This is a genomic window from Streptomyces sp. NPDC048278 (assembly GCF_040652195.1).
Lineage (GTDB): Bacteria > Actinomycetota > Actinomycetes > Streptomycetales > Streptomycetaceae > Streptomyces.
Genome location: NZ_JBEZLP010000021.1, coordinates 34,450 through 59,829 on the forward strand (window position 1 = coordinate 34,450; position 25,380 = coordinate 59,829).

The window sequence follows — 25,380 nt, forward strand, 5'->3', positions numbered from 1 at the left end:
AAAAACCCGTCGGCCCCGGAGCGCATGGCGCGCGCTCCGGGGCCGACGGAAAGACGACGCCCCTCAGGGAGTCGGCGTCACTTGTTGATGCAGGTGTTGCCGAAGGCGGGGTTCAGCAGCCCGATCACGGAGATCGTGTTGCCGCAGACGTTCACCGGGACGTGCACGGGAACCTGGATCACGTTGCCGGAGATGACACCCGGGGAACCCACGGCAGCGCCCTGGGCACCCGAGTCGGCGGCGGCCAGGCCCGCGCCCGCGAGAACCAGACCACCAGTGGCAACCGCAGCAGCGACGACCTTCTTGAGCATTATTCCTCCTTGTTGGCAATGCGATTCCAAGTAGCGGATCGCATGAGATGTAACGAGGAGGGAGTAATGGAGCTACGAGCTTATCGTCGCATTCACTCTTTTCAGTCGACCTCGCACAGCCGCCCGATTACCTGAAGCCAGGGCTTCACGACGCGTACGGTTTCACGACGCGTCGATGAACCGGTCGAGGACGCGGACGCCGAACTGGAGCCCGTCCACCGGCACCCGCTCGTCCACGCCGTGGAACATGCCCGCGAAGTCCAGCTCGGGCGGCAGCTTGAGGGGCGCGAAGCCGAAACCGCGGATGCCGAGGTCGTCGAAGGACTTGGCGTCGGTGCCGCCGGAGAGCATGTAGGGGACGGCCTTGGCGGTCGGGTCCTCGGCGAGCAGCGAGGACTGCATGGCTTCCACCAGGGCCCCGTCGAAGCTGGTCTCCAGGGCTTTGTCCGAGTGGACGTCCGAGCGGACCACGTTCGGGCCGAGGATCCGGTCCAGGTCGGCGAGGAACTCCTCCTCGTACCCGGGCAGGAAGCGGCCGTCCACGTGTGCGGTGGCCTCGCCGGGGATGACGTTGACCTTGTAGCCGGCGTTCAGCTGGGTCGGGTTGGCGGTGTTGCCGAGCGTCGCGCCGATCAGCTTGGCGATGCCGCCGAGCCGGGCCAGCGTCGACTCCATGTCCTCCGGGTCCAGCTCGGTGCCGAGCGCGTCGCCCAGCTCGTCGAGGAAGGCCCGGGTGGTCTTGGTGACCCGGACCGGGAACTTGTGCCGGCCGAGGCGGGCGACGGCCTCGGACAGCTCGGTGATCGCGTTGTCGCGGTGGATCATCGAGCCGTGCCCCGCGGTGCCGGCCACCTTCAGCTTCATCCAGTGCATGCCCTTCTCGGCCGTCTGGATGAGATAGAGCCGGCGCTGCTCGTTCACCGTGAAGGAGAACCCGCCGACCTCGCTGATCGCCTCGGTGACGCCCTCGAAGAGGCCCGGGTGGTTGTCGACCAGGTGCCGGGCGCCCCAGGTGCCGCCGGCCTCCTCGTCGGCGAGGAACGCCAGCACGATGTCCCGGGGCGGTTTGCGGCCGCTGCGCAGCCGGTCCCGTACGACCGCCAGGGTCATCGCGTCCATGTCCTTCATGTCGACGGCGCCCCGCCCCCACACGCACCCGTCCGCGACCTCGCCGGAGAAGGGGTGGTGGGTCCAGTCGTCGGCGTTGGCCGGTACGACGTCGAGGTGGCCGTGGATGAGGAGGGCGGGCCTGGACGGGTCCGTGCCCTCGATGCGGGCCACCGTCGACGCGCGGCCCGGGTGGGACTCGAAGATCTCCGGGTCCAGGCCGACCTCGGCGAGCTTCTCGGCGACCCACTCGGCGGCCTTGCGCTCGCCGGGACCGGAGTGGTCCCCGTAGTTGCTGGTGTCGAACCGGATCAGCTCGCGGCAGAGGTCCACGACCTCGTCCTCGCCGGTGACGCCCTTGGCCGTGTCCGTCTCGCTCACGTTGCTTCCTCCTGCTGTCACTGCCGGCCGGTCCCCGCCATCCTCTCTCCCTTCCCGGTCCGGGCCCAAGGCCGGTCCCGGCCCGTCACACGCCGTTCACGCCCCACGAGCCGGAAACAGGGTGTGATCGACCGCCCCCGAAAGCCTGGTAGTGTTTCCTCCGTCGCCGCGAGGGAAACCCGCACGGAACACTTCGCACGACAGACACCTTGTCCGGGTGGCGGAATGGCAGACGCGCTAGCTTGAGGTGCTAGTGCCCTTTATCGGGCGTGGGGGTTCAAGTCCCCCCTCGGACACCAAGAGACGAACACAAAGAAACCCCTGCTGAGCAGGGGTTTCTTTGTTTTGGAGCGGTATCGGGGCAGAGCGTGGGCGGCCACCTCACCGGTGGACGCCGCTCTCTCAGCCGAGGCCGTCCAAGCCGCCTATTCGACCCTCACGGAGGGCCACGGCGGAGGTGAACGCACGGAGCGTGGCGCGGTCCAGCAGGAGCGCGGGCCCGTCGGGCCGCTTGCTGTCGCGGACGGCGACCGTCGCCTCGTCGACGATCCCGCATTCCACGCAGTCGGACTGTGATGCGGACGCCGAGGACTTCCACCAGGACACCGGCAGAGTCGACGCGTCGTCAACGTGCTTCATTCGCTATTCGTTCTTCCTTATCTGGGTGATCAGTTCCACCGACGCCTCGACGGACTCGGCGGCAGACGTGAGGCGTTGCCACGCGGCCCGGTGCGTGGAGACCCGATCACGTTCCTCGATGTACAGGGCGGAGGTCAGCCCTTCCTGGTGGACGACGTCCAGGTCCGTGTGCGGACCGAAGCCCAGGATGCTGAAGGTGCCGGTGAGCCCGGCGTGCAGGGGAGCGTCCGACCTCAACACCTGGATGTTGATGTTCGGACGCCGCCCCATCGTAAGCAGGCGCCCCAACTGCTCGTACATCAGGGCGGGATCCTCGGTGGTGGAGCGCAGGGCCTGTTCGGAGACGATCGCCCAGAGCGCCAGCGGGTCGCTGTCCCGGGTGAGGACGGCCTGGCGTGCCAGCCGTACCTCGACGAGCGCGTCGACCCGTGCCTCGACCGCCTCGGACATGGCGGTCGCCCGGATGATCTCGCGGGCGTACTCGGCGGTCTGGAGCAGTCCGGGGACCATGCCCAGCTGCCAGGTGGAGACCGTCTCGGCCTCCGCCTCCAGGCTGATCAGGTCCTCGTACACCGGGGTGAGGACACCCCGGTACGAGTGCCACCAGTCGCGCCGGCCGCCCTCCTTGGTGAGGGTGATCAGGGCCGCGCGCAGCTCGTCGCTGACGTCGCGGCCGAGTTCGCCGTACAGGTGGAGCAGCGCCTGGATGTCCGCTGCCTTGGGGGCCGTCTTGCCGGTCTCCATCCGGGACAGCTTGGAGGAGACGAACGCGCCCTCGGAGTGCTCGGCGACCTCGTCGAGGGTGAGTTCGCCGCGCAGTTCGCGCAACTTCGCACCGAGCCGTCGCCGGCGCACCGTGGGCGTGCTCACGGATTCCCCCTTCTCTCCGGTGAACTGCCGGACAGTCTGCCCGTGCCGCCCCGACCCCCGCCACCGGCTGACGACTTGTGCCGCAAGTCTCTCGACTCGATGCGCAATATTTCACATCCGGTGGGACGTATTGCGATCGACTGTGCCGTGAAGGCACCATGAATCCGGGAAATACGACAGCGACCGCACTCGCATGGCGAACTACCGTGCCTGCGTTGGGACATGCCCGTGAGGGGATGCACATGATCGAACGCCAGCGGAGCACCACGACCGAACCCCGCCCCCTGCAAGTCGCCCCGCCGCCGGTCCTGTTACTGGCCAGCGAGCCTCAGTCGGCCAAAGCCGCCCGGCTGTTCGTGAGCGACTTCATCGCGCACCACACCCCCGACGCCTCCCGCGACCACATCGACGCGGTCGCCCTGGTCACCTGCGAGCTGGTCACCAACTCCCTGCGCTACGAGACCGACCCGGACGACCCGGTCCGGCTCCTCATCGACACGGACGGCTCCCGGACCCGGGTCGAGGTGCACGACCCGCTGGGCCGCCATCCCCGGCTGCGGCCCATCTCGGTCGAACGGGACCGCGGGCGCGGCCTGCTGATCCTCGACGCGCTCTGCTCGGGCCGCTGGGGTGTGGGCAACCTGCCCTGGGGCAAGTCCATCTGGGCCGAGGTCAGCGCCGTGTGACGCGCGGCGCCCCGTGACGTCTCCTCCGCCCCCACGGCGACGGCCGGTTCCGCGGCGATCTCTCCCCCCTCTTCGCCGCCGGGCCGGCCGTCGTCGTACGGGCCGCCGGACACATGGAGTTGACCTGCCTCACGCTGTGTGGCCCATCTCTCGCCGTTCACGGAGAATCCCAGGTCAGGAGTGCCTTAAGATTCAAGGGACTGCTCCGAACGGCTGCCTTCGGGTGGCCGCGAGATGAACGGGAGCCTAGCGTCGTACTAATATTTCCGGCTTGTTACCTAGCCGGAGCCGGACAACCCCAGGCAGACCTGCGGGCCCGCCGGCACCCCGGAGGTTCCGGGAACGAGACGCGAGGACCGGATGGCAGCGATTGACGAGAGCAGTGCTCTCGGCCTGCTCGACGATGAGATCCGCGAGGAGTTCGGGGACACGGCACGCTTCTCCGCCGGGGCGGCGGCCTCGCCGCGCACCCTGGTCGACGTGTTCGAAGCGACGGTGCGGGCGCACCCCGACGAGCCCGCGCTGGACGACGGCACCACCCAGCTCAGCTACCGCGCGCTCGCCATAGAGGTGGCGCGGCTGCGGCGGCGGCTGGCCGAGGCCGGCATCGGGCTCGGCGACCGGGTGGGCGTCCGGGTGCCGTCCGGGACCAACGACCTCTACATCGCCGTGCTCGGCGTGCTCGCGGCCGGTGCCGCCTACGTGCCCGTCGACGCCGAGGACCCGGACGAGCGGGCCGCACTGGTGTTCGGCGAGGCGGAGGTGGCGGTCGTCCTCGGCGAGGGGCTGCACATCGACGTGCGCCACCGGTCCGAGAAGGCCGCCGGCCGGCCCGGCGCCGAGGACGACGCCTGGATCATCTTCACCTCCGGCTCCACCGGCAAGCCCAAGGGCGTCGCCGTCACCCACCGCAGTGCCGCCGCCTTCGTGGACGCCGAGGCCGCGCTCTTCCTGACCGAGGAGCCCATCGGACCCGGCGACCGGGTCATGGCCGGCCTCTCCGTGGCCTTCGACGCCTCCTGCGAGGAGATGTGGCTCGCCTGGCGCTACGGCGCCTGCCTGGTGCCCGTGCCGCGCTCCCAGGTGCGCTCCGGCGCCGATCTCGGCCCCTGGCTGGTCGAGCAGGAGATCACCGTCGTCTCGACCGTGCCCACCCTGGCCGCGCTCTGGGAGCCCGAGACCCTCAACGACGTCCGCCTCCTCATCTTCGGCGGCGAGGCCTGCCCGCCCGAGCTGGCGCAGCGCCTGGTCACCGAGGGCCGCGAGGTCTGGAACACCTACGGGCCCACCGAGGCCACGGTCGTCGCCTGTGCCGCCCTGATGACCGGCGAGGAGCCGATCCGCATCGGACTGCCGCTGAACGGCTGGGAGCTCGCCGTCGTGGACGACGCGGGCGTGCCCGTGTCCCTGGGCGAGAGCGGCCAGCTGGTGATCGGCGGGGTCGGCCTCGCCCGGTACCTGGACGCCGAGAAGGACGCGGAGAAGTACGCGCCGCTGGAGTCACTGGGCTGGGAGCGGGCGTACCGCAGTGGCGACCTGGTCCGCGCCGACCGCGAGGGGCTGGTCTTCCTCGGGCGTGCCGACGAGCAGATCAAGCTCGGCGGGCGCCGGATCGAGCTGGGCGAGGTCGACGCGGCCCTGCAGGCGCTCCCCGGCGTCGCGGGCGCCGCGGCGGCCGTACGGACCGCGCGCAGCGGCAACCAGCTCCTGGTCGGCTATGTCGTCACCCAGGACGGCTGGGACCACGCGGCGGCCGTCGAGAAGCTCCGCGCCGAGCTGCCCGCCGCCCTCGTCCCGCTCCTCGCGCCGGTCGCCGAGCTGCCCACCCGCACCTCCGGCAAGGTCGACCGCAACGCCCTGCCCTGGCCCCTGGAGGGCCTGGAGACCGACGGCCCCACCGAGCAGCTGTACGGCACCGAGGCCTGGGTCGCCGAGCAGTGGACCGAGGTCCTCGGCATCCCGGTGTCCAGCGCCTCCGACGACTTCTTCGCGATCGGCGGCGGCAGCCTGTCCGCCGCCCAGCTGACCACCCGGCTGCGCACCCGCTACCCGAGCGCGGCCGTCCTCGACATCTACCAGCAGCCGGTGCTGCGCAAGCTGGCCCGCCGGCTGGAGGAGTCGGTGCAGGACGACGGCGCCGAGCGCACCATCGCGCCGGTGCCGCGCGGCGCCCAGCTGGTGCAGCTGCTGCTCCTGCTCCCCCTGTTCACCCTCCTCGGACTGCGCTGGACGGTGCTCCTCGCCGCGCTCGGCAACGTCCTCGGCGGCTACGGCTGGCTGCCCACCGCACCCTGGTGGCTGGTCGGCCTCGAGGCCCTGGCCCTCTTCACCCCGCCCGGCCGGATCGCGATCGCGGCCGGTGGTGCGCGGCTCCTCCTGCGGGGCGTGAAGCCCGGCACGTATCCGCGCGGCGGCTCCGTCCACCTGCGGCTGTGGGCGGCGGAGCGGCTGGCCGAGTTCGCCGGGGCGACCACGCTGACCGGGTCCTGGCTGGAGCGGTACGCGCGGGCGCTGGGCGCCAAGATCGGTCCCGAGGTGGACCTGCACTCGCTGCCGCCGGTCACCGGCCTGCTCAGGGTCGGGCGCGGCGCGGCCGTGGAGTCCGAGGTGGACCTGTCCGGCTCCTGGCTGGACGGCGACCGGCTGGTGATCGGCCCGGTCCGGATCGGCGCCCACGCGGTCGTCGGCACCCGCAGCATGCTCTTCCCGGGTGCCCGCGTCGGCAAGCGCGCCGAGGTGGCCCCCGGTTCGGCGGTCACCGGGCAGATCCCGACCGGCCAGCGCTGGGCCGGCGCCCCCGCGGTGAAGCTGGGCAAGGCCAAGCGGAGCTGGCCCAAGCACCGGCCGCAGCGCGGCACGTACTGGCGGGTGATGTACGGCCTGACCGGCCTCGGGCTGAGCGCGCTTCCGGTGCTCTCCGGTGCCGCCGCGCTGCTGGTCGCCGGGCGTTTCGTGGCCCCCGGCGACGGCCTGGCCGAGGCCCTGCGGGGCGCGGCGGTCGCGCTGGTCCCGGCCACGCTGGCCTTCGGGCTGGCGTACGCGCTGCTGATCCTGGTCTCGGTGCGGCTGCTGAGCCTCGGGCTGCGCACCGGCACCTACCCGACGCACAGCAGGACCGGCTGGCAGGCGTGGACGGTGTCCCAGCTGATGGACCGCTCCCGCGAGACCCTGTTCCCGCTGTACGCGGGGCTGGTCACGCCGGTGTGGCTGCGGCTGCTCGGGATGCGGATCGGGCGCGGCGCCGAGGTGTCGACCGTGCTCGCGCTGCCGAGCCTGACGACGGTCGGTGAGGGCGCGTTCCTGGCCGACGACACGCTGACCGCGCCGTACGAGCTCGGTGGCGGGTACGTGCGGATCGGGCGTGCGGAGATCGGGCGGCGGGCGTTCCTCGGGAACTCCGGGATGACCGCGCCGGGCCGCAGTGTGCCGGACGGCGGTCTGGTGGGCGTGCTGTCGGCGACGCCGAAGAAGGCCAAGAAGGGCACGTCGTACCTGGGGCTGCCGCCGGTGAAGCTGCCGCGCAGCGCGGCCGACGGCGACCAGAGCCGGACGTACGAGCCGCCGGCCCGGCTGCTGTGGGCGCGGGCCCTGGTGGAGACGTGCCGGATCGTGCCGGTGCTGTGCTCGGTGGCGCTGGCCGGTCTGACGGTGGCCGCGCTGTGCGCGCTGGGTGCCTGGGCGCCGCTCCTGTCGGGGCTGGTGCTGCTCGGTGCCGGAGCGGTCGCGGGCCTGGTCTCGGTGCTGGCCAAGTGGGCGCTGGTCGGGCGGCACCGCAGCGGGGAGCACCCGCTGTGGAGTTCGTTCGTGTGGCGCAACGAGCTGGCGGACACCTTCGTCGAGGTGCTGGCGGTGCCGTGGCTGGCCGGTTCGGTGCCGGGTACGCCGGTGATGACGGCCTGGCTGCGGGGCCTCGGCGCCCGTATCGGCAAGGGCGTCTGGGTGGAGAGCTACTGGCTGCCGGAGACGGATCTGGTCACACTGGAGGACGCGGCCACCGTGAACCGCGGCTGTGTGCTGCAGACTCACCTCTTCCACGACCGGATCTTGCGGACGGATACTGTTGTTCTCCGTGAGGGCGCCACACTGGGTCCTGGCGGGATCGTGCTGCCCGGCAGCACGATCGGGGCCCGTACGACCCTGGGGCCCGCGTCGCTCGTCATGGCGGCGGAGTCGGTTCCCGACGACACCCGCTGGCTCGGCAACCCGATCGAGGCATGGCGTCCCTGAGCGCGGACCGTCCGGTGGTGGCCGCGGGCATCGGTGCACCGAGGGACGGTTCGAGCACAGCGCAGGGAGCGAACGCGGAAGTGGCAGTGCAGCAGTCAGCGGGTCCGGACCCGTACTTCCCGGACAACGGCGATTCCCGGTACCGGGTGCATCGCTATGAGCTCACGCTGGACTACCGGCCAGGACCCAACCGACTGTCCGGCGCGGTCCGGATCAACGCCATCGCGGGCCGGGCGGCCCTGCCCGAGTTCCAGCTGAACCTGGCCGACTTCAAGATCGGCCGGATCCGGGTGGACGGCCGCCAGCCGCACTGGACGCACCGCGGCGGCCGGCTGCGGGTCAAGCCGGCCAAGCCGCTGCGCGCCGGGGCCGCCTTCACCGTGGAGATCCACTGGTCGGGCAACCCCAAGCCGGTGAACAGCCCGTGGGGCGGGATCGGCTGGGAGGAGCTGACGGACGGCGCGCTGGTGGCCAGCCAGCCGATCGGCGCACCCTCCTGGTTCCCCTGCAACGACCGGCCGGCCGACAAGGCGTCGTACCTGCTCTCGATCACCTGCCCGTCGGCGTACTCGGTGGTGGCCGGCGGCCGGCTGCTCACGCGGACCACGAAGGCGTCCACGACGACCTGGGTGTACGAGCAGGCGGCGCCGACGTCGAGCTACCTGGTGAGCCTCGCGATCGGCAAGTTCCAGACGGTGCTCCTCGGCGACCCGGGCTTCGGCGGGATCCCGATGCACGGGCACATACCGGCACAGCTGCTCCCGGAGTTCTCCCGGGACTTCGCGCGGCAGCCCGCGATGATGGACCTGTTCCAGCGGCTGTTCGGGCCGTACCCGTTCGACGAGTACGCGGTGGTCGTCGCCGACGAGGAGTTCGATGTCCCCGTCGAGGCACAGGGGTTGTCGCTGTTCGGCGCCAACCACGTGGACGGGGCTCGGGGTTCGGAGCGGCTGGTCGCGCACGAGCTGGCGCACCAGTGGTTCGGCAACAGCGTGTCCATCGCCGACTGGCGGCACATCTGGCTGAACGAGGGGCTCGCCAAGTACGCGGAGTGGCTCTGGTCGGAGCGGTCCGGGGGCCGTAGCGCGCAGCAACTGGCCGCCATCGCGCACCGGATGCTCTCCGGGCTGCCGCAGGACATCCGGATCGCCGCCCCGGGCAAGAAGTCGATGTTCGACGACCGGCTCTACGAGCGGGGCGGGGTGACGATCCACGCGGTCCGCTGCGCGCTCGGCGACGAGCGGTTCTTCCACATGCTGCGGGCGTGGGCGGGGCTGCACCGGGGCGGGTCCGTGACGACCGCGATGTTCACGGCCCACGTCAACCGGTTCGCGGACGAGCCGCTGGACGGGCTCCTGGACGCCTGGGTGCACCGCACGGCGCTGCCCGCGCTCCCCACCCTGGCCGTTCCGGCGCGTCCGGCCCAGCCGCCCACCAACGCCGAGTCGGCGTAGGGGGGCGCGCCCGTGTCACCGAAGCGCTCCCGGCAGCAGCCCTCCCCGGCCTCAGCGGTCTGCCCGTGCGGTCTCCCGGAGACGTACGAGAACTGCTGCGGCCGGTTCCACCGCGGCGAGGCGGCGGCGCCCACCGCCGAGACCCTGATGCGCTCGCGCTACAGCGCCTTCGTCCGGCTCGACGAGCCGTACCTGCTGCGCACCTGGCATCCCCGGACCCGGCCGGCCCGGCTCGGCCTGGACCCCGGGATGCGGTGGACCGGCCTGGAGATCCTGGCGACGGCCGACGGCTCGGCCTTCCACGCCACCGGCACGGTGACCTTCCGCGCCTCGTTCCGGGACGGGTCGCTGCTGGAGCGCAGCCGGTTCGAGCGGGTCGACGGGGCCTGGGTGTACCTGGACGGGGAGTTCCCGGAACAGTAGGGCCGAACCAGGTCGGGCCGAGCAGCAGGGCCAGGGCGGCGCTACGGCAGCGCTACGGCGCCAGGATGTCCAGTTCCTGGAGGGCGCCCGCGGTGATCTCGCGGGTCAGTTGTTCCGCGCGGGCCGCGTCGCCCTCGCGGACCGCCTCCGCGAGCTGGACGTGGAGGGTGACGGCGGCCGGGTCGGGGTCCTCGAACATGACCTCGTGCTCGGTACGGCCCGCGAGGACCTCGGCCACGACGTCACCGAGCCGGGCGAACATCTCGTTGCCCGACGCCGCCAGGATCACCCGGTGGAAGGCGACGTCGTGGAACAGGTACTGCTCCAGCTCGTGGCCGCGTGAGTGGGCCACCATGCCGAGGGCGCACTCGGTGAGTTCGGCGCACTGCGCGGCCGTGGCGTGCCGGGCCGCCAGGCCGGCCGCGACCGGCTCGATCGCCGAGCGCAGCACGGTGAGCGAGCGCAGCTGGTGCGGGCGGTCGGCGCCGGCCAGGCGCCAGCGGATGACCTGCGGGTCGTAGACGTTCCACTCGGCCTTGGGGCGGACGGTGACGCCCACCCGGCGGCGGGACTCGACCAGGTGCATGGATTCGAGGACCCGGACCGCCTCGCGCATCACGGAGCGTGAGACCTCGAAGTGCTGGGCGAGTTCGTCGGTGCGCAGAACGCTGCCCGGCGGGTACTCGCCCGCGGTGATGGCGGGGCCGAGGGTGTCCAGTACTCGGCCGTGCAGGCCCCGGCCCGGTGTGCTCATGCACTCAGCGTACCGAGTGGATCACTCGGCCAAAAAGTCAGACTTATTTGTCACAGACTCTTGAATTCGTCGTACCTAATGGGTTTCAGTGAGGCCGACACCGGATGTCGTACGCCGGTGTCGCTCATCGTGGAAGGACAGCGAGGCAGTGATGCGGACCCCTCACGTCGTCGTGGTGATGGGCGTCGCCGGCACGGGCAAGACCACGATCGGTCCCCTGCTCGCCGCCCGGCTCGGCGTCCCGTACGCCGAGGGCGACGACTTCCACCCGCCGGCCAACATCGCCAAGATGTCGGCCGGTCACCCGCTCGACGACGCCGACCGGTGGCCGTGGCTGGACGCCATCGGTGCCTGGGCGCACGGGCGGGCGGGGCTCGGCGGGGTGGTCAGCAGCTCCGCGCTGAAGCGGTCGTACCGTGACCGGCTCCGGGCCGCTGCCCCCGGCATCGTGTTCCTGCACCTGGCCGGCGACCGGCGGCTCATCGAGGACCGGATGTCGCACCGGCAGGGCCACTTCATGCCGACCGCGCTGCTGGACTCGCAGTTCGCCACGCTCCAGCCGCTGGAGCCGGACGAGCAGGGTGTCGCCGTGGACGTCTCGGGCACCCCCGAGGAGATCACCGCACGGGCCGAGCAGGCGCTGGACGCGCTCCCCGACCTCACCCCGCAGTAACTCCCGCTTCCCCTCCCCCTCCCCCACCCCTCCCTCCCCCCGTCACCGCAAGGAACCCCCGTGACCAGACTCAGCGTCGAGATGCTGGCAGCGGACACCGTCGCGCCCATCACCTCGGCCGGACACGCCCGGCTCGGTATCGCCGTCCTGCTGGGCTTCGCCGTCATCGTCCTGCTCATCACCAAGTTCAAGCTGCACGCCTTCCTGGCGCTCACCATCGGCTCGCTCGCGCTCGGCGCGTTCGCCGGGGCGCCGCTCGACAAGGTCATCACCAGCTTCACCACCGGGCTCGGCACCACCGTCGCCGGCGTGGGTGTCCTGATCGCGCTCGGGGCGATCCTGGGCAAGCTGCTGGCCGACTCCGGCGGCGCCGACCAGATCGTCGACACGATCCTCGACAGGGCCGGCGGCCGGGCGATGCCCTGGGCGATGGTGCTGATCGCCTCCGTGGTCGGGCTGCCGCTGTTCTTCGAGGTCGGCATCGTGCTGCTGATCCCGGTGGTGCTGATGGTCGCCAAGCGCGGCAACTACTCCCTGATGCGCATCGGCATCCCGGCACTGGCCGGCCTGTCCGTGATGCACGGCCTGGTGCCGCCGCACCCCGGCCCGCTGGTCGCGATCGACGCGGTCCACGCCAACCTGGGCGTGACCCTGGCGCTCGGCGTGCTGGTCGCGATCCCGACCGTGGTCATCGCCGGTCCGCTGTTCTCGAAGGTCGCCGCCCGCTGGGTGGACGTGCAGGCTCCCGACCGGATGCTCCCGCAGCGCCCGTCCGAGGAACTGGAGAAGCGCCCCGGCTTCGGCGCCACCCTCGCCACCATCCTGCTGCCGGTCGTCCTGATGCTGTCCAAGGCGCTGGTGGACATCGTCGTCGACGACCCGGCGGACACCGTCCAGCGCGTCTTCGACGTCGTCGGCTCCCCGCTGATCGCGCTGCTCGCGGCCGTCGTCGTCGGCATGTTCACGCTGGGCCGGCCGGCCGGGTTCTCCCGGGACCGGATCTCGCAGACCGTCGAGAAGGGGCTCACGCCCATCGCCGGCATCCTCCTCATCGTCGGCGCGGGCGGCGGCTTCAAGCAGACGCTGATCGACTGCGGTGTCGGCCAGATGATCCTGGAGATCTCCAAGGACTGGTCGATCCCGGCCCTGCTCCTTGCCTGGCTGATCGCGGTCGCGATCCGGCTGGCGACGGGTTCGGCGACGGTGGCCACGGTGTCGGCGGCCGGCCTGGTGGCCCCGCTGGCAGCCGACATGTCCACCGCCCACACCGCCCTCCTCGTCCTGGCCATCGGCGCGGGCTCCCTGTTCTTCAGCCACGTCAACGACGCGGGATTCTGGCTCGTGAAGGAGTACTTCGGCCTCTCCGTCGGCCAGACCCTCAAGACCTGGTCCGTGATGGAGACGATCATCTCGGTGGTCGCGGGCGGACTGGTGCTGCTGCTGTCGTTGGTGATCTAGGCACGGGCGGAGTCCGGCGGTGCGGCCGATGCGGCACCGCCGAACTCCGCCGTCCGGGCTGATCGCCGTTGCGGCGGGACGAGGAGGGCCGGAAGCCGCGAGTTCCTCGAGAAGTCCACGCCGGCCCAGGGACTCCAGAGGCACACACTGCACGCAGGCCGAGGCTGCAGCGTTCTCCGCGCCGCAACGGCGCAAGTCCCGCTCTTCTCCCCGCCGCGACGGCGGTCAGCCACGACGGTGATGTCCCGCGGTGCCCGAGACACCGTCCGAACGCGTTCGACGGTGTTGCGCGGCTACGGCCGCCACAGCGGATGTTCGCGCTTGGCCCAGTCGCGGCTCACCGTGCCGGTGCGCAGGCCTCGGCGGGCCTCCGGGTCGCCGAGGGCCATGCCGATGTGGCCGGCGAGGACGATGCCGATGGTGAGGGACAGCCAGTCGTGGACGAAGGTGGCCGAGGTGCGCCACATCAGGGGGGTGAGGTGGGTGAACCACATCAGGAGGCCCGTGGCGAGCATGACGAGGGTGGCGCCGGCGATCCAGTTCGCGTAGATCTTCTGGCCGGCGTTGAACTTGCCCGCCGGGCGCGAGGAGGGGCGCTTGTCGCGGCTGAGGGCGGCGGCCAGCCACAGCTTGTCGTGGGGGCCGAAGCGGTTCAGGAAGCCGAGGTCCCTGCGGAAGGCGCGGGAGGCGAGGCCGAGGACGACCGGGACGGGCAGGGCGAGGCCCGCGCACTCGTGGATGCGGACGACCAGTTCCCGGCGGCCGACGAGGATCGCCAGCTGCGGGATGTAGAGGCAGGCGGCCGTCGCGACGCACAGGCCCATGAGCAGCGCCGTCGTGCGGTGGATCCAGCGCTCGGCCGGGGTGAAGCGGTGCAGCCGGTCCGTGGCGGCCGGGGCCTCAGCTCGTAGGCTCATCGTCACGTCCGTTCGAGCGGCCGACCCAGGCGTCGACGTCGTAGCCGAGGTTCTCCCAGTAGCCCGGTTCGACCTTGTCGGTGACCGTGATGCCGGAGAGCCACTTGGCCGATTTGTAGAAGTACATGGGGGCGACGTAGAGGCGGACCGGGCCGCCGTGGTCGTGGGTGATGGCCTTGTTCTGCATGCGCAGCGCGACCAGGACGTCCGGCCGGCGTGCCTGGTCGAGGGTGAGGCTCTCGGTGTAGGCGCCGTCGAAGCAGGTGAAGTGGATCGCCTTGGCGGTGTCCCGGACGCCCGCCAGGTCCAGCAAGTGGGAGAGGCGGACGCCCGAGAAGGGCGTGTCGGGGACCCGCCAGCCGGTCACGCACTGGACGTCCTTGACCAGCCTGGTCTGCGGCAGGGCCCGCAGGTCGGCCAGGGTGTACGTGTTCGGCCTGTCGACGAGCCCGTCGATCTTCAGCTGGTAGTTCGCGGCGGTCTTGTCCGGCACGGACCCGGTCACCGAGTAGTACCGGAAGCCGCCGCCGTTCGGGAGGAGGCCGGTCAGCCCCGTGGGGTCCTTGCCGGAGAAGGCACCCAGCACCGTCTCGGTCATGCGTTGCAGCACCGGGGCGGTCACCAGGCCGAGCGCGCCGAGACCGATGGTGCCGAGGAACACCCGGCGGCCGACCGGGCTGCCCTCCTCGGCGCGCCGCCGTTCCTCGGACTGTTCAGAGTTCACGTACTCATTCGAACACCGTCGGGGCGTGTTCGGCCACGGAATCCGGCGGCCGTAAGGAATCCACAACCTCTTCTCATGAAGGTCCCGTCAGCCTCCCAGCGTCCGGTCCCGGGCCGTCCGGAACGCCTCGCACGGGTCGCGGTCCGGGTAGGACCAGGGCGCCGTGGTGGCATGGCGGCCGATCCGCTGGAACAGGGCCGCCGCCTCGGCGTACCGGCCGGCGCCGAAGGTGGCGTGGGCGAGGTGGTTGAGGTCGAGGTAGCGGCGTGGATGCTCCTCGATCCCCCACTCCAGCCACCAGTCGAAGGCGGCGCCCAGGGCGCGCAGCGCCGACGGCTCGGTCCAGTGCCCGGCGGCGGCCGGGTCGGCGGGGGCCCGTCCGGTGGCGGCCAGCACCCGGTGGCGTTCGGTGTACGCGACGACCGGCAGGACGGCGAGCGGGGAGTCGGCCGGGGCCTCGGCCGCCGCGCGCTCCGCGAAGGCGCGCAGCTCGTACGTCTCGTACCTGCCGCGGGTCTCGGTCTCCGCGATCCGGGCCGCCATCAGGTGATGGGCGTGGTGGTGCTCGGGGTGCCGGCGGCGCACCTCGGCGAAGGCGCGGCGCGTCTCCTCGTCGGTGCCCAGGTGGCGGGCGAGCAGCAGGAGGCCGAGCCAGGGGGTGGGGTCGGCGGGGGCGAGCGCGGCGGCACCGGCGCAGGCCTCGCGGGCCCGCTCCGGTTCCTCCTTGCCGCGCAGGGCGCGCCGGACGAGGGTCAGGGCGTACAGGGCGGTGGCACCGGCGGAGCCGGGCTCGGCGAGCAGCCACTCGCGGGCCCAGGCGATGGCGTAGGGCTCGCGGGCGAGAACGGTGACCCGGTGGCCGCGGCGGTCCCAGTCGTCACCCGTGTGGAGCAACAGGGAGCGGGCCGACTGCCAGCGGCCCTGGGCCAACGCGGCTCGCGCGGAGATGAGTTCGGCGTCGCCGAGGGCGTCGTCGGGACAGTGCTCGCACCCGGGGTGCGCTGCCGCGCGGGGAGCTTCGGCGACGGCCGGGCCGGGGGCCGTGGGGGCCGGGCCTGGGCCTAAGAGGGGCGGGGTTGGGGGCACCGCGGAACTTCCTGGTTGTCGGGCTGCCATCGGCCGATCACGCACAGCAAACCCCCCGCCAAGACTTTGCGTCAAGCTGAACGGGGCTCGTACTCTGTTCAACTACCCTGTGAGAAGCGGAACTTGACGCGCGCCGGGGCCGGGTTGGCGTACGGTGGCCGTGGGGCTCAGGGTTCCGGTTGTGGCGTACGCCATGGCGCAGGCCGCCCGGGCGTCGGACCATGGCCGTAGGGTCCCGCCGCCGCCCCGATCCGCCCACCGTGACCGACCCCGGGCGGCGTGACCGAGTCAACCGCCCGGTTCCGGGTACTCCGGAGCAATCCCCACCGGGGAGCGCTACAGTCGGCCACTACGCACTCCGTAGCCCGGCCGCAGATCGAGGTACGCAGCGTGTCCGTTCTGGTTCTGATTCTCGCCGTGAGCGCGGCCTGTTGCCTGGGCTTCGGGTTCGTACTCCAGCAGAACGTCGCCCAGAAGGCACCGCTCAACGACTTCCTCTCGCCCCGGCTGCTGCTCGACCTGATGCGGGTGCCGCGCTGGCTCGGCGGTATCGGCCTGATGGTGGCCGGCATGATCCTCGGCGCGGTCGCCCTCGGCAAGGGCGAGATCTCCCTCGTCGAGCCGCTGCTCGCGACGAACCTGCTGTTCGCCCTCGCGCTCTCCCGGCACCAGACCAAGCATCCCCTCAGCCACCAGGGCTGGGCGGGTCTCATCCTGCTCGCGGGCGGGGTGACCACGTTCATCCTGGCGGGCCAGCCGCGCGGCGGCGACGCCGTGACCAACCCGGCGCGCCACTGGCTGATCATCGGCGTGACGGTCGGCATAGCCCTGCTCCTGACGACCTACGCCAAGCGCTCCCGCCTCAGCGCCGGCCCCACCCTGCTCGCCCTCGCCGCCGGCCTGCTCTACGGCGTCCAGGACGCACTGACCCGGGTCACCGGCACCCGGTTCTCCGAGGGCGGCATCATGGAGGTGCTGACCGGCTGGCAGCCGTACGGCGTGCTGGTCCTCGGGGTCACCGGGCTGATCCTCGTGCAGAGCGCGTTCGAGACGGCGGAGCTGCGCAACTCGCTGCCCGCGCTCACCGCGGCCCAGCCGCTCGCCGGGATCCTCTGCGGGGTCGGCTTCCTCGGGGACAGGCTGCGCACCGACACCGGGGCGCTGGCCTGGGAGGCGGCGGGCCTCGCGGCGATCGTGGCGGGCATCGTGCTGCTCGGACTGCATCCGGCGATGCCGCGCGGTACGGCGCCCAAGGAGCCGTCGCTGGACCTCCAGCCGCGCTGACGCCGACGGCCGTCCGCCTGCTTGGATGGCGGCATGAGCGCTGCTGACGAAATCCTCGACATCGTCGACGAGAACGACCAGGTCATCGGGCAGTCCCCGCGCGGCGAGGCGTACGCGCGCGGCCTGCGTCACCGCTGCGCCTTCATCCTGGCCCGCGACGCCGCCGGCCGTGTCTTCGTGCACCGCCGCACCGCGACCAAGCTGGTCTTCCCCTCCCTGTACGACATGTTCGTCGGCGGTGTGGTCGGCGCGGGCGAGTCCTACGACGACGCGGCGCTGCGCGAGGCCGAGGAGGAACTGGGCGTGAGCGGGCTCCCCCGGCCGACGTTCCTCTTCAAGTTCCTCTACCACAACGACGTCGGGCACAGCTGGTGGTCGGCGGTGTACGAGGTGCGCTGCGAGCTGCCGGTGCGGCCCCAGGTGGAGGAGGTGGCCTGGCACGACTTCCTCACCGAGGACGAGCTGCTGTCACGGCTCGGGGAGTGGGAGTGGGTGCCGGACGGCTTGGCGGCGTGGGAGAAGCTGCGGGAGCGGCGGGGCTGAGGGCCCCGCAAGGGGCGCGGGGAACTGCGCGGCCGGCCCCCACCGGCCCGCAGCCGAACGACCGCGGCGGCCCCCCGGTAGGCTTCCTACACGTGATCGAATTCGCGCGGAACGTCCGTTTGTGGTTCGCCCCCGAAGAGGTGCGCCAGGAAGGCACGACCCCCGACTACCGTTTCTCCCTCGCCAACGAGCGGACCTTCCTCGCCTGGCTGCGGACCGCCCTCGCCCTCATCGGCGGCGGCTTCGCCGTGGACCAGTTCCTGCCCGACCTCGGCCGCGGCTGGCGCATCGGCCTCGCCCTCGCGCTCCTCGCCGCAGGCGTCCTGTGCTCGCTGCGCGCCGTGAACCACTGGATGCGCTGCGAGCGGGCGATGCGGCGCGGCGAGGACCTGCCGGTGTCCCGGTTCCCTGCGCTGCTGAGCGTGGTCATCGCCGTGGTCGCCGTCGCGATGGTCGTCGTCGTGCTCGTCGGGTGGGAGGGGTGACGGAGCCGGCCCGCGACCCCGGGCTCCAGCCGGAGCGGACCCGGCTGGCCTGGCGCCGTACGACCCTGTCGGCGACGGTCGCCGCCGTCCTCGCGGCGAAGACCGCCCTGCACGGCAGCACCTCGGCCGCCGGGGTCGTCGCCTGCGCCGCCTGCTGCGTGCTGTGGGTGGGCTTCCTCCTGGTCGCCCACCGCCGTATCCGCGCCCTCGCGGCCACCGGCCGCCCCTCGGCGCTCACGCCCCGGCAGGCGGCCGGGGCGGTCCTGTGCACGGTCGCCGTCGCCCTGTGCGCCGCCGCACTGGTCGTGTAGCCACGGCGCCCCGGGTCAGCCCTCCTCCGGCCAGTCCACGGTGACCACCAGCTTGCCCCGGGTGTGCCCCTCCTGGCTGCGGCGCTGCGCGTCGGCCGCCGCCTTCAGCGGGAACGTCCCGTCGACGTGGACGGTCAGCGCGCCCTGTTCCGCGAGCACGGTGAGCCGGGTCAGGTCCCCGGCGTCGGGCCGCGCCCAGCAGTAGCGGCCCCCGAAGTCGACGACGTCCGGGTCGGCGATCGAGGCCATCCGGCCCTCGGGGGCGAGCAGGTTCGCCGAGACGGTCAGGGCCTCACCGCCGACGGTGTCGAAGACGGCGGCCACGCCCTCCGGGGCCAGTCCCCGCACGCGTTCGGCCAGGCCCGCGCCGTAGGCCACCGGCTCGCCGCCGAGGCCCCGGACGAAGTCGTGGTTGCGCTCGCTCGCGGTGCCGATGACCCGGGCGCCGAGGTGGGCCGCGATCTGGACGGCGAGGGAGCCGACCCCGCCGGCGGCGGCGTGCACCAGGACCGTCTCGCCCCGCTTGACCTCCAGGGTGTGCACCAGCGCCTGGTAGGCGGTGAGGCCGGCCAGCGGCAGCCCGGAAGCCTGTTCGAAGGTGAGGTTGCGCGGCTTGCGGGCGAGGGTGCGCACCGGGGCGGCGACGTACTCGGCGAGGGTGCCCCGGGAGAGGAAGTCCTCGCGGACGTAGCCGATCACCTCGTCGCCGACCGCGAACTCGGTGACGGCCTGGCCGGGCTGGACGACGACGCCGGAGACGTCCCAGCCGGGGATCACCGGGAAGACGGCGTCCAGGATGCCGTGCAGATGGCCCTCGCGGCACTTCCAGTCGACCGGGTTCACGGCCGCCGCCCGGATCTTCACCAGCACCGAGTCGGGGCCGACCTTCGGGTCCTTGACCTCGCCGTACTCCAGCACCTCGGGGCCGCCGTACCGGCTGTAGCTGATCCCTTTCATGCAAATGACCCTCCGGGGTACTCGCACGCCACGCAACCGGGATGCCCGCATATGTGCGGTTCGCGTGGCAGCCTGTCCGTCGGCATCACGCCGCACTCCCCCTCGCACCGCCCACACCCCTCAACCCCACACCCCCGAACCCCGCACCCCCGAAGGCGAGCACCATGACCACCCTTCACCAGGAACACACCGCGCACGGCCACAGCCACGGACCCGGCTGCGGGCACGACCAGGTGCCGCACGGCGACCACGTCGACTACGCGCACAACGGGCATCTGCACCGCGAGCACGGCGGCCACTGGGACGAGTGCGAGCCCGACGGGCACGTCACCCACGAGGCCCACGAGCACCGGCACGGCGAGGGCTGCGGGCACACCGGCGTCCTGCACGGCGACCACATCGACTACCTGCACGACGGCCACCGGCACGCGGAGCACAACGGCCACTGGGACGACCACTGAGCCGACCCTCCCCCGTGGCGGCCCCCGCCCTGCGCGCGCGGGGGGCCGCCACGCGGCATTCGGGCCGTAGGGTGGTCCCGGTCACGTTTGGCTCACGCGCTGGACGACATACCGACTGGTCGGCATCATGAGACGGGTCCTGTTCGTTCGTTCGTAGGAGCGATGCATGAGCCCCGACCACCCGCCCGGACTCGACCTCGACCGGCTGCGCGGCCTGCTCGATCGCGAGCGCCCCGGCCTGGTGACCGGTCCGCTGACCGGAAGGCTGATCGAGGGCGGACGGTCGAACCTCACCTACGCGATCTCCGACGGCGCCTCGGACTGGGTCGTACGACGGCCGCCGCTGGGCCACGTCCTGGCCACCGCGCACGACATGAAGCGCGAGCACCGGGTGATCAGCGCGCTGTACCCGACCGAGGTGCCGGTGCCGCGCACGGTGCTGCTGTGCGAGGACGACGACGTCCTCGGCGCGCCGTTCTACGTGATGGAGTTCGTGGCGGGCACCCCGTACCGCACCTCCGAGCAGCTCGCCCCGCTCGGCCCCGAGCGCACCCGCAGTGCCGTGCTGTCCCTGGTGGACACACTGGTCGAGCTGCACGCCGTGGACCCCGCGGAGGTCGGGCTCGCCGACTTCGGCCGTCCCGAGGGCTTCCTGGACCGCCAGCTGCGCCGCTGGGGCAAGCAGCTGGACGCCTCCCGCAACCGGGAGCTGGCCGGCATCGACGAGCTGCACGCGACCCTGGGCCGCCGCCTGCCCGACTCCCCCGCGCCCACGGTGATCCACGGCGACTACCGCCTGGACAACGTGCTGATCGGCGACGACGACCGGATCAAGGCGATCCTCGACTGGGAGATGTCCACGCTCGGCGACCCGCTGACCGACCTGGGCCTGCTGGTGATGTACAGCCTGCCGCTGGGCACGCCGGACTCGCCGGTGTCCACGACCGCCGAGGCGCCGGGCCACCCGGACCCGCGGGAGCTGGTCGAGCGGTACGCGGCGCGCTCGGGGCGCGACGTCTCGCACATCTCCTGGTACACGGCGTTCGCCTGGTTCAAGCTCGCCGTGATCCTGGAGGGCATTCACTACCGGTACACGCTGGGCCAGACGCTCGGGCAGGGCTTCGACCGCATCGGCGAACTCGTGCCCGTCTTCATCGACCACGGACTGACCACTCTTCAGGAAGGCTGACCGGCCATGGACTTCGCGTTCGACGCGCGCACCGAGGAACTGCGCGCCAAGCTGCTCGCCTTCATGGACGAGTACGTCTACCCGGCCGAGCCGGTCGCCGATGAGCAGCGCGCCGCGCTGGCCTCGCCGTGGGACACCCCGGCCGTGGTCGGGGAGCTGAAGGCCGAGGCGCGCAGGCAGGGCCTGTGGAACCTCTTCCTGCCCGACGCGGAGTACGGCGCCGGGCTCACCAACCTCCAGTACGCGCCGCTCGCCGAGATCACCGGCCGCTCCCCGCACCTGGCGCCCACCGCGCTGAACTGCGCGGCCCCGGACACCGGCAACATGGAGGTGCTGGCCCAGTTCGGCGACGACGCGCAGAAGAAGCAGTGGCTGGAGCCGCTGCTTGCCGGTGAGATCCGCTCCGCGTTCGCCATGACCGAGCCGGAGGTGGCCTCCTCGGACGCCACCAACATCACCACCCACATCGAGCGGGCCTCCGACGGAACAGACGACTACGTCATCACCGGCCGCAAGTGGTACATCTCCGGGGCGATGAACCCGGACTGCAGGATCTTCATCGTGATGGGCAAGACCGACCCGGACGGCAGCGACATCCGGCGCCAGCAGTCCATGGTGCTGGTCCCGCGCGACACCCCGGGCGTCACCGTGAAGCGGGCGATGAAGGTCTTCGGCTACGAGGACCACTCGCACGGCGGCCACGCCGAGGTGGTCTTCGACCACGCGCGCGTGCCGGCGACGAACCTGGTCGGCGAGGAGGGCGGCGGCTTCGCCATCGCCCAGGCCCGGCTCGGTCCTGGCCGTATCCACCACTGCATGCGGCTGATCGGCATGGCCGAGCGGGCGATCGAGCTGATGTGCCGCCGGGCCGTCTCCCGCGAGGCCTTCGGCAAGGCGCTGGCCCAGCAGGGCGTGGTGCACAACTGGATCGCCGACGCCCGGGTGACGGTCGAGCAGCTGCGGCTGCTGGTCCTCAAGACCGCCTGGCTGATGGACACCGTCGGCAACCGGGGCGCCCACGCCGAGATCCAGGCCATCAAGATCGCCACGCCGCGTGCGGTCGTCGACATCATCGACCGCGCGATCCAGCTGCACGGCGCGGGCGGCGTCAGCCAGGACTTCCCGTTGGCCGACCTGTACGCCGGGGCCCGCACCCTGATGATCGCCGACGGCCCGGACGAGGTGCACCAGCGGTCGCTGGCGCGCCGGGAGCTGAAGAAGTACCTGTAGACCGACCACGGGAAGGGCCCGGCCGGGTACGGCCGGGCCCTTCCCGTCAGCGCCGCGGTGCTTCCCGTCAGGGCCGCAGTGCCCGCAGCAGCAGGTCGGCCAGGTGGTCGGCGACCTCCTGGGGGGTCATGGGGCCGTCGGGGCGGTACCAGGTGGACAGGTGGTGGACCGAGCCGAAGTGGTAGTCGACGACGAGGTCGGCCGGGGTCGCGGTGGAGAAGACGCCCTCGCGCTGCCCCTCCTCGACCAGCGCGCGGAAGCGTTCGTGGTAGCGCCGGCGCTCGGCGCGCACCTGCTTGTTCTTCTCCGGGCTCAGGTGGTGCATGGACCGGAAGAAGATCGACGCGTCGTCGAGGTTCTCGATGGTCGTGACGACCACGTCCGCCGCCGCGCCCCGCAGCCGCTTCTCGATCGGCTCGTCCGCGTTCGCGAAGGCGTCGAGCCGCTCCTGCTGGACGCGCAGCACGCGCGCGTACACCTCGTGCAGGAGGTCGTCCTTGGAACCGAAGTAGTGATACAGCGCCCCCTTGGTGACGCCGGCCGCCTCCACGATCTCCTGCACGGAGGTGCGGTCGTACCCCTGCTCCGCGAAGAGCCGGGTGGCGGCGGCAAGAAGCCGCTGCGGAACAGGAGCCCCGTCTCCGTCCGTCGTCCTGGGCACTGCCGCCACCTGCCTTTCTCGTCATGCTGCTAACCCTGTTGCGGTCGGGAACGCAGTTCCCGTCGGAGGATCTTCCCACTTGCCGTCTTCGGCAGGTCGGGCAGGATCTCGACTTGCCGCGGGTATTTGTAGGCGGCCAGTCTCTCCTTGCAATAGAGGGCGAGATCGTCCGGGTCGGTTGCAGTTCCCGGACGAAGACTGATGTAGGCCTTGACCGTCTCGCCGCGGTAGCCGTCCGGCACCCCGACGACGGCCGCCTCGCGTACCGCCGGATGGGTGTACAGCACGTCCTCGACCTCGCGCGGCCAGACCTTGAAGCCGGACGCGTTGATCATGTCCTTCTTGCGGTCGACGACGTACAGCCAGCCCTGCGGGTCCATGAACCCGATGTCCCCGGTGCGCAGTTCGCCGTCCGGGAAGGTCTCGGCGGTGGCCTCGGGCCGCCGCCAGTACCCGGGCACCACCTGCGGCCCGCGCACGGCGATCTCGCCCTGCTCGCCGAAGGGCAGCTCGTTGCCCTGGTCGTCGATGATGCGGACGAGCGTGTCGGGGCCGGGCACGCCGACCGCGAGGGTCCCGGAGACCGGGTCGACGGGCGCCTCCAGCTCCGGCGGCACGGAGGCGCAGGGCGCGGTGCACTCGGTCAGCCCGTAGCCGTTGCGGATGTACGGCCCGAATCCGGCGCGGAACTTCTCCACCAGGGCGGGCGGCAGCGGCGCGCCGCCGGAGGAGATGTTGACGAAGGAGGCGAAGTGCTCCGGGGTGACGTCCGGGTGGGCGGCCAGCGCCATGAAGGCGGTGGACGGGCCGACCGTGTACTGCGGGCGGTGCTCGGCGAACGCCTCCAGGACCAGGCCCGGCTCGAAGCGGTACGTCAGCACGAGCGTGCCGACGCTGGTCAGGCAGGCGCAGAGCTGGCAGACCATGCCGGTGATGTGGAAGAGGGGCGCGAGGGCGTAGTAGACCGGCGCGTCGGGCAGAGCGAGCCCGGTCCGCTGCCGCTCGGCGTTGTACATGATGTTGCTGTGCAGGTTGGTGGCGCCCTTGGGCGCACCGCTCGTCCCCGAGGTGTAGCTGATCAGCGCGGTGTCGGAGGGCTCCGGATCCCGCCCTGCGGGCGCCTTCCCGCCCTGCCGTGCGACGGCGACCAGGTCCTCGGCGTCCGCGGCCTGGGGCAGCCGCTCGAAGGCCAGCACGCGCGCGTCGTCGCGGGTCTGGAAGTCCAGCTCGCTCGCGGTGAGCACGATCCGCACCGGCGAGCCGGCCGCGGTGTCCCGCAGGTACGACTCCCAGGCCCGCTGCGAGCAGACCAGCGCGGTCACCTCGGCGTCCCGCAGGACGTGCGAGACCTCCCCCGACTTGTACATCGGGTTGACCGGCACGACGGTCGCGCCCGCCTTCCAGGCGCCGAGCACCGCGAGCACGAAGTGCGGCGAGTTCTGGAGGACGACGGCGACCCGGTCACCGCGCTCCAGGCCCCGCCCGGCGAAGTGCGCCGCGACCGAGTCGCTCAGCTCGTCGACCTCGCGGAAGCTGAGGCGGGCGTCGAAGTAGGCGAGGCAGGTGCGGTCGGGTGCCTCGGCCACGGCGGCCCGCAGGGCGTGCACCAGCGAGGCGGGCGGCTCGACGGGCCCGCGCTGGACGTCGTTGAGCAGCGCCGCCCAGGGCCGGGCGGCGTAGCCGGACACGGTCTCCGGCGCGCTCACCGGGTGGCCTCCCACTTCTGCTGGATGTGGTTCATGTTCGTCAGCCAGCGGTCCGGGTCACCGGCCCGCGCCTGGTAGTACTCGGCGACCTCGGGGTGCGGCAGGATCAGGAAGCGGTCCTCCGCCATCCCCTTGAACAGTGCGTCCGCGACGGCCTCCGGCTCGATCGCGGTCGGCTGGAGCACGATGTCGCCCGCGCTGCCGGTGGCGGCGAGCATGTCGGTACGGACGCCCTGCGGGCAGATGGCGTGCACCTTCAGGCCGCGGTGCCGGTACGTCAGCGACAGCCACTCGGCGAAGGCGTAGGCGGCGTGCTTGGTGACGCTGTACGGCGCGGCGCCGATCATGGTGAGGAGGCCGGCCGCGGACACGGTGGACACGAACCGCCCGCTCCCGCGCTCCAGCCACTCCGGCACCAGCTCCTGCGCGGCCCGTACGTGCGCCATGACGTTGACGTCCCAGGCCGACTCCCACACGGCCGCATCCGCCGCCTCGGACCCGCCGGAGCCGAGGCCGGCGTTGGCGCAGTAGACGTCGACGCTCCCGCCGAGCGCGTCCCGGGCGGCGCCGACGATGCCGGAGGCGTCCCCCGGAAGGGCGATCCCGCCGATCTCCGCGGCGACCGCGGCGGCCTTCTCCCCGTCCAGGTCGTTCACCACGACGCGGGCGCCCTCGGCGGCGAACCGACGGGCCAGCGCGGCCCCGATACCCCCTCCCGCCCCGGTGACGACGACTCGGGCATCTTGCACGGCTCCCACCATCGGTCTCCTTCGACACGACGCGACACGACGCGACACGGCTCAGCATCGGCCAGACTAACCAGTCGGTATGTGTAAAGGGAAG

The 25,380-nt window shown here is 72.0% G+C and carries 25 protein-coding genes and 1 tRNA gene; 14 read left to right on the forward strand and 12 right to left on the reverse strand.

Annotated elements, in window-relative coordinates; genetic code table 11:
• Positions 1–77: 77 nt before the first annotated feature.
• Positions 78–311 (reverse strand): chaplin ChpH, encoded by a 234-nt coding sequence (chpH, locus tag AB0D74_RS30850; protein WP_362594298.1) that lies wholly within the window; start codon positions 309–311, stop codon positions 78–80.
• A 162-nt stretch (positions 312–473) separates the two neighbouring features.
• Complete coding sequence (locus AB0D74_RS30855) at positions 474–1,799, reverse strand: M20/M25/M40 family metallo-hydrolase (protein WP_362594300.1); 1,326 nt, start codon at positions 1,797–1,799, stop codon at positions 474–476.
• A 211-nt stretch (positions 1,800–2,010) separates the two neighbouring features.
• On the opposite strand from AB0D74_RS30855, the gene AB0D74_RS30860 reads away from it, so the two are divergent.
• A tRNA-Leu gene (locus tag AB0D74_RS30860) sits at positions 2,011–2,098 on the forward strand.
• Positions 2,099–2,201: 103 nt separating this feature from the next.
• Here AB0D74_RS30860 and AB0D74_RS30865 read toward each other — a convergent pair.
• Together AB0D74_RS30865 and AB0D74_RS30870 are read right to left on the reverse strand one after the other, a co-directional pair.
• On the reverse strand, positions 2,202–2,438 hold the full coding sequence (locus tag AB0D74_RS30865; protein WP_362594302.1) for a DUF397 domain-containing protein: 237 nt from the start codon (positions 2,436–2,438) through the stop codon (positions 2,202–2,204).
• A gap of 3 nt (positions 2,439–2,441) precedes the next feature.
• Positions 2,442–3,308, reverse strand: coding sequence for a helix-turn-helix transcriptional regulator (locus AB0D74_RS30870; RefSeq protein ID WP_362594304.1), 867 nt, complete (start codon positions 3,306–3,308; stop codon positions 2,442–2,444).
• A gap of 242 nt (positions 3,309–3,550) precedes the next feature.
• Here AB0D74_RS30870 and AB0D74_RS30875 point away from each other — a divergent pair, with 242 nt between their 5' ends.
• The 4 genes from AB0D74_RS30875 to AB0D74_RS30890 all read left to right on the forward strand — a co-directional run bounded on the left by AB0D74_RS30875 (position 3,551) and on the right by AB0D74_RS30890 (position 10,098).
• On the forward strand, positions 3,551–3,994 hold the full coding sequence (locus AB0D74_RS30875) for an ATP-binding protein (protein ID WP_362594306.1): 444 nt from the start codon (positions 3,551–3,553) through the stop codon (positions 3,992–3,994).
• Between the two features lie 360 nt (positions 3,995–4,354).
• Positions 4,355–8,221 (forward strand): Pls/PosA family non-ribosomal peptide synthetase, encoded by a 3,867-nt coding sequence (locus AB0D74_RS30880; RefSeq protein ID WP_362594308.1) that lies wholly within the window; start codon positions 4,355–4,357, stop codon positions 8,219–8,221.
• Between the two features lie 80 nt (positions 8,222–8,301).
• Positions 8,302–9,675: a M1 family metallopeptidase gene (locus AB0D74_RS30885; protein WP_362594310.1), complete on the forward strand. Its 1,374-nt coding sequence runs from the start codon at positions 8,302–8,304 to the stop codon at positions 9,673–9,675.
• A gap of 12 nt (positions 9,676–9,687) precedes the next feature.
• A complete protein-coding gene (locus AB0D74_RS30890) occupies positions 9,688–10,098 on the forward strand; it encodes a YchJ family metal-binding protein (RefSeq protein ID WP_362594312.1) in 411 nt (136 codons plus the stop codon).
• Between the two features lie 52 nt (positions 10,099–10,150).
• On the opposite strand, the gene AB0D74_RS30895 is transcribed toward AB0D74_RS30890, so the two are convergent.
• Positions 10,151–10,852 (reverse strand): FadR/GntR family transcriptional regulator, encoded by a 702-nt coding sequence (locus AB0D74_RS30895; RefSeq protein WP_362594314.1) that lies wholly within the window; start codon positions 10,850–10,852, stop codon positions 10,151–10,153.
• A 151-nt stretch (positions 10,853–11,003) separates the two neighbouring features.
• Between AB0D74_RS30895 and AB0D74_RS30900 the strand changes: the two genes are divergently transcribed.
• Both AB0D74_RS30900 and AB0D74_RS30905 read left to right on the forward strand, forming a co-directional pair.
• Positions 11,004–11,525, forward strand: a complete 522-nt coding sequence (locus tag AB0D74_RS30900; RefSeq protein WP_362594316.1) for a gluconokinase — start codon at positions 11,004–11,006, stop codon at positions 11,523–11,525.
• Positions 11,526–11,585: 60 nt separating this feature from the next.
• Positions 11,586–12,983, forward strand: a complete 1,398-nt coding sequence (locus AB0D74_RS30905) for a gluconate:H+ symporter (RefSeq protein ID WP_362594318.1) — start codon at positions 11,586–11,588, stop codon at positions 12,981–12,983.
• 293 nt (positions 12,984–13,276) lie between these two features.
• On the opposite strand, the gene AB0D74_RS30910 is transcribed toward AB0D74_RS30905, so the two are convergent.
• The 3 genes from AB0D74_RS30910 to AB0D74_RS30920 all read right to left on the reverse strand — a co-directional run bounded on the left by AB0D74_RS30910 (position 13,277) and on the right by AB0D74_RS30920 (position 15,710).
• Positions 13,277–13,900, reverse strand: a complete 624-nt coding sequence (locus AB0D74_RS30910; RefSeq protein WP_362594320.1) for a cytochrome b/b6 domain-containing protein — start codon at positions 13,898–13,900, stop codon at positions 13,277–13,279.
• Entirely contained in the window at positions 13,884–14,624 is a 741-nt protein-coding gene (locus AB0D74_RS30915; RefSeq protein WP_362594322.1) for a molybdopterin-dependent oxidoreductase, read from the reverse strand. The genes AB0D74_RS30910 and AB0D74_RS30915 overlap by 17 nt, the downstream gene beginning before the upstream one ends.
• A gap of 87 nt (positions 14,625–14,711) precedes the next feature.
• Complete coding sequence (locus AB0D74_RS30920; protein WP_362594324.1) at positions 14,712–15,710, reverse strand: hypothetical protein; 999 nt, start codon at positions 15,708–15,710, stop codon at positions 14,712–14,714.
• 390 nt (positions 15,711–16,100) lie between these two features.
• On the opposite strand from AB0D74_RS30920, the gene AB0D74_RS30925 reads away from it, so the two are divergent.
• From AB0D74_RS30925 to AB0D74_RS30940, 4 genes are all read left to right on the forward strand, one after another.
• Positions 16,101–16,994, forward strand: coding sequence for a DMT family transporter (locus AB0D74_RS30925; RefSeq protein ID WP_362594326.1), 894 nt, complete (start codon positions 16,101–16,103; stop codon positions 16,992–16,994).
• 33 nt (positions 16,995–17,027) lie between these two features.
• Complete coding sequence (locus tag AB0D74_RS30930) at positions 17,028–17,537, forward strand: NUDIX domain-containing protein (protein WP_362594328.1); 510 nt, start codon at positions 17,028–17,030, stop codon at positions 17,535–17,537.
• Between the two features lie 92 nt (positions 17,538–17,629).
• The gene (locus AB0D74_RS30935; RefSeq protein WP_351703915.1) at positions 17,630–18,022 is read left to right on the forward strand and encodes a DUF202 domain-containing protein; all 393 of its coding nucleotides are present in this window, start codon (positions 17,630–17,632) and stop codon (positions 18,020–18,022) included.
• The gene (locus AB0D74_RS30940; RefSeq protein ID WP_362594331.1) at positions 18,019–18,333 is read left to right on the forward strand and encodes a DUF202 domain-containing protein; all 315 of its coding nucleotides are present in this window, start codon (positions 18,019–18,021) and stop codon (positions 18,331–18,333) included. Before AB0D74_RS30935 ends, AB0D74_RS30940 begins: the two co-directional genes overlap by 4 nt.
• Before the next feature lie 15 nt (positions 18,334–18,348).
• Here the strand turns inward: AB0D74_RS30940 and AB0D74_RS30945 are convergent, their stop codons facing one another.
• On the reverse strand, positions 18,349–19,290 hold the full coding sequence (locus AB0D74_RS30945) for an NADP-dependent oxidoreductase (RefSeq protein ID WP_362594333.1): 942 nt from the start codon (positions 19,288–19,290) through the stop codon (positions 18,349–18,351).
• Positions 19,291–19,454: 164 nt separating this feature from the next.
• Here AB0D74_RS30945 and AB0D74_RS30950 point away from each other — a divergent pair, with 164 nt between their 5' ends.
• The 3 genes from AB0D74_RS30950 to AB0D74_RS30960 all read left to right on the forward strand — a co-directional run bounded on the left by AB0D74_RS30950 (position 19,455) and on the right by AB0D74_RS30960 (position 22,170).
• The gene (locus AB0D74_RS30950) at positions 19,455–19,751 is read left to right on the forward strand and encodes a hypothetical protein (RefSeq protein ID WP_362594335.1); all 297 of its coding nucleotides are present in this window, start codon (positions 19,455–19,457) and stop codon (positions 19,749–19,751) included.
• A gap of 166 nt (positions 19,752–19,917) precedes the next feature.
• Entirely contained in the window at positions 19,918–20,940 is a 1,023-nt protein-coding gene (locus tag AB0D74_RS30955; RefSeq protein WP_362594337.1) for a phosphotransferase family protein, read from the forward strand.
• Positions 20,941–20,946: 6 nt separating this feature from the next.
• Positions 20,947–22,170, forward strand: coding sequence for an acyl-CoA dehydrogenase family protein (locus AB0D74_RS30960; protein ID WP_362594339.1), 1,224 nt, complete (start codon positions 20,947–20,949; stop codon positions 22,168–22,170).
• Between the two features lie 67 nt (positions 22,171–22,237).
• Here AB0D74_RS30960 and AB0D74_RS30965 read toward each other — a convergent pair whose 3' ends face one another.
• The 3 genes from AB0D74_RS30965 to AB0D74_RS30975 are packed head-to-tail and all read right to left on the reverse strand — an operon-like array spanning position 22,238 to position 25,298.
• Positions 22,238–22,831 carry a TetR/AcrR family transcriptional regulator gene (locus AB0D74_RS30965; RefSeq protein WP_293998386.1) on the reverse strand — a complete coding sequence of 198 codons (594 nt, stop codon included), beginning with the start codon at positions 22,829–22,831 and terminating at the stop codon, positions 22,238–22,240.
• A 29-nt stretch (positions 22,832–22,860) separates the two neighbouring features.
• A complete protein-coding gene (locus tag AB0D74_RS30970) occupies positions 22,861–24,537 on the reverse strand; it encodes an AMP-binding protein (protein WP_362594341.1) in 1,677 nt (558 codons plus the stop codon).
• On the reverse strand, positions 24,534–25,298 hold the full coding sequence (locus AB0D74_RS30975; protein WP_362594343.1) for an SDR family NAD(P)-dependent oxidoreductase: 765 nt from the start codon (positions 25,296–25,298) through the stop codon (positions 24,534–24,536). Before AB0D74_RS30975 ends, AB0D74_RS30970 begins: the two co-directional genes overlap by 4 nt.
• Positions 25,299–25,380 lie beyond the last annotated feature (82 nt).

Bases quoted from the DNA above. Each gene is read 5' to 3' on its own strand.
- AB0D74_RS30865 (WP_362594302.1), bottom strand. From the start codon at position 2,438: ATGAAGCACGTTGACGACGCGTCGACTCTGCCGGTGTCCTGGTGGAAG.
- AB0D74_RS30910 (WP_362594320.1), bottom strand. From the start codon at position 13,900: ATGAGCCTACGAGCTGAGGCCCCGGCCGCCACGGACCGGCTGCACCGC.
- chpH (WP_362594298.1), bottom strand. From the start codon at position 311: ATGCTCAAGAAGGTCGTCGCTGCTGCGGTTGCCACTGGTGGTCTGGTT.
- AB0D74_RS30895 (WP_362594314.1), bottom strand. From the start codon at position 10,852: ATGAGCACACCGGGCCGGGGCCTGCACGGCCGAGTACTGGACACCCTC.
- AB0D74_RS30960 (WP_362594339.1), top strand. From the start codon at position 20,947: ATGGACTTCGCGTTCGACGCGCGCACCGAGGAACTGCGCGCCAAGCTG.
- AB0D74_RS30945 (WP_362594333.1), bottom strand. From the start codon at position 19,290: ATGAAAGGGATCAGCTACAGCCGGTACGGCGGCCCCGAGGTGCTGGAG.
- AB0D74_RS30880 (WP_362594308.1), top strand. From the start codon at position 4,355: ATGGCAGCGATTGACGAGAGCAGTGCTCTCGGCCTGCTCGACGATGAG.
- AB0D74_RS30950 (WP_362594335.1), top strand. From the start codon at position 19,455: ATGACCACCCTTCACCAGGAACACACCGCGCACGGCCACAGCCACGGA.
- AB0D74_RS30930 (WP_362594328.1), top strand. From the start codon at position 17,028: ATGAGCGCTGCTGACGAAATCCTCGACATCGTCGACGAGAACGACCAG.
- AB0D74_RS30955 (WP_362594337.1), top strand. From the start codon at position 19,918: ATGAGCCCCGACCACCCGCCCGGACTCGACCTCGACCGGCTGCGCGGC.
- AB0D74_RS30900 (WP_362594316.1), top strand. From the start codon at position 11,004: ATGCGGACCCCTCACGTCGTCGTGGTGATGGGCGTCGCCGGCACGGGC.
- AB0D74_RS30875 (WP_362594306.1), top strand. From the start codon at position 3,551: ATGATCGAACGCCAGCGGAGCACCACGACCGAACCCCGCCCCCTGCAA.
- AB0D74_RS30975 (WP_362594343.1), bottom strand. From the start codon at position 25,298: ATGGTGGGAGCCGTGCAAGATGCCCGAGTCGTCGTCACCGGGGCGGGA.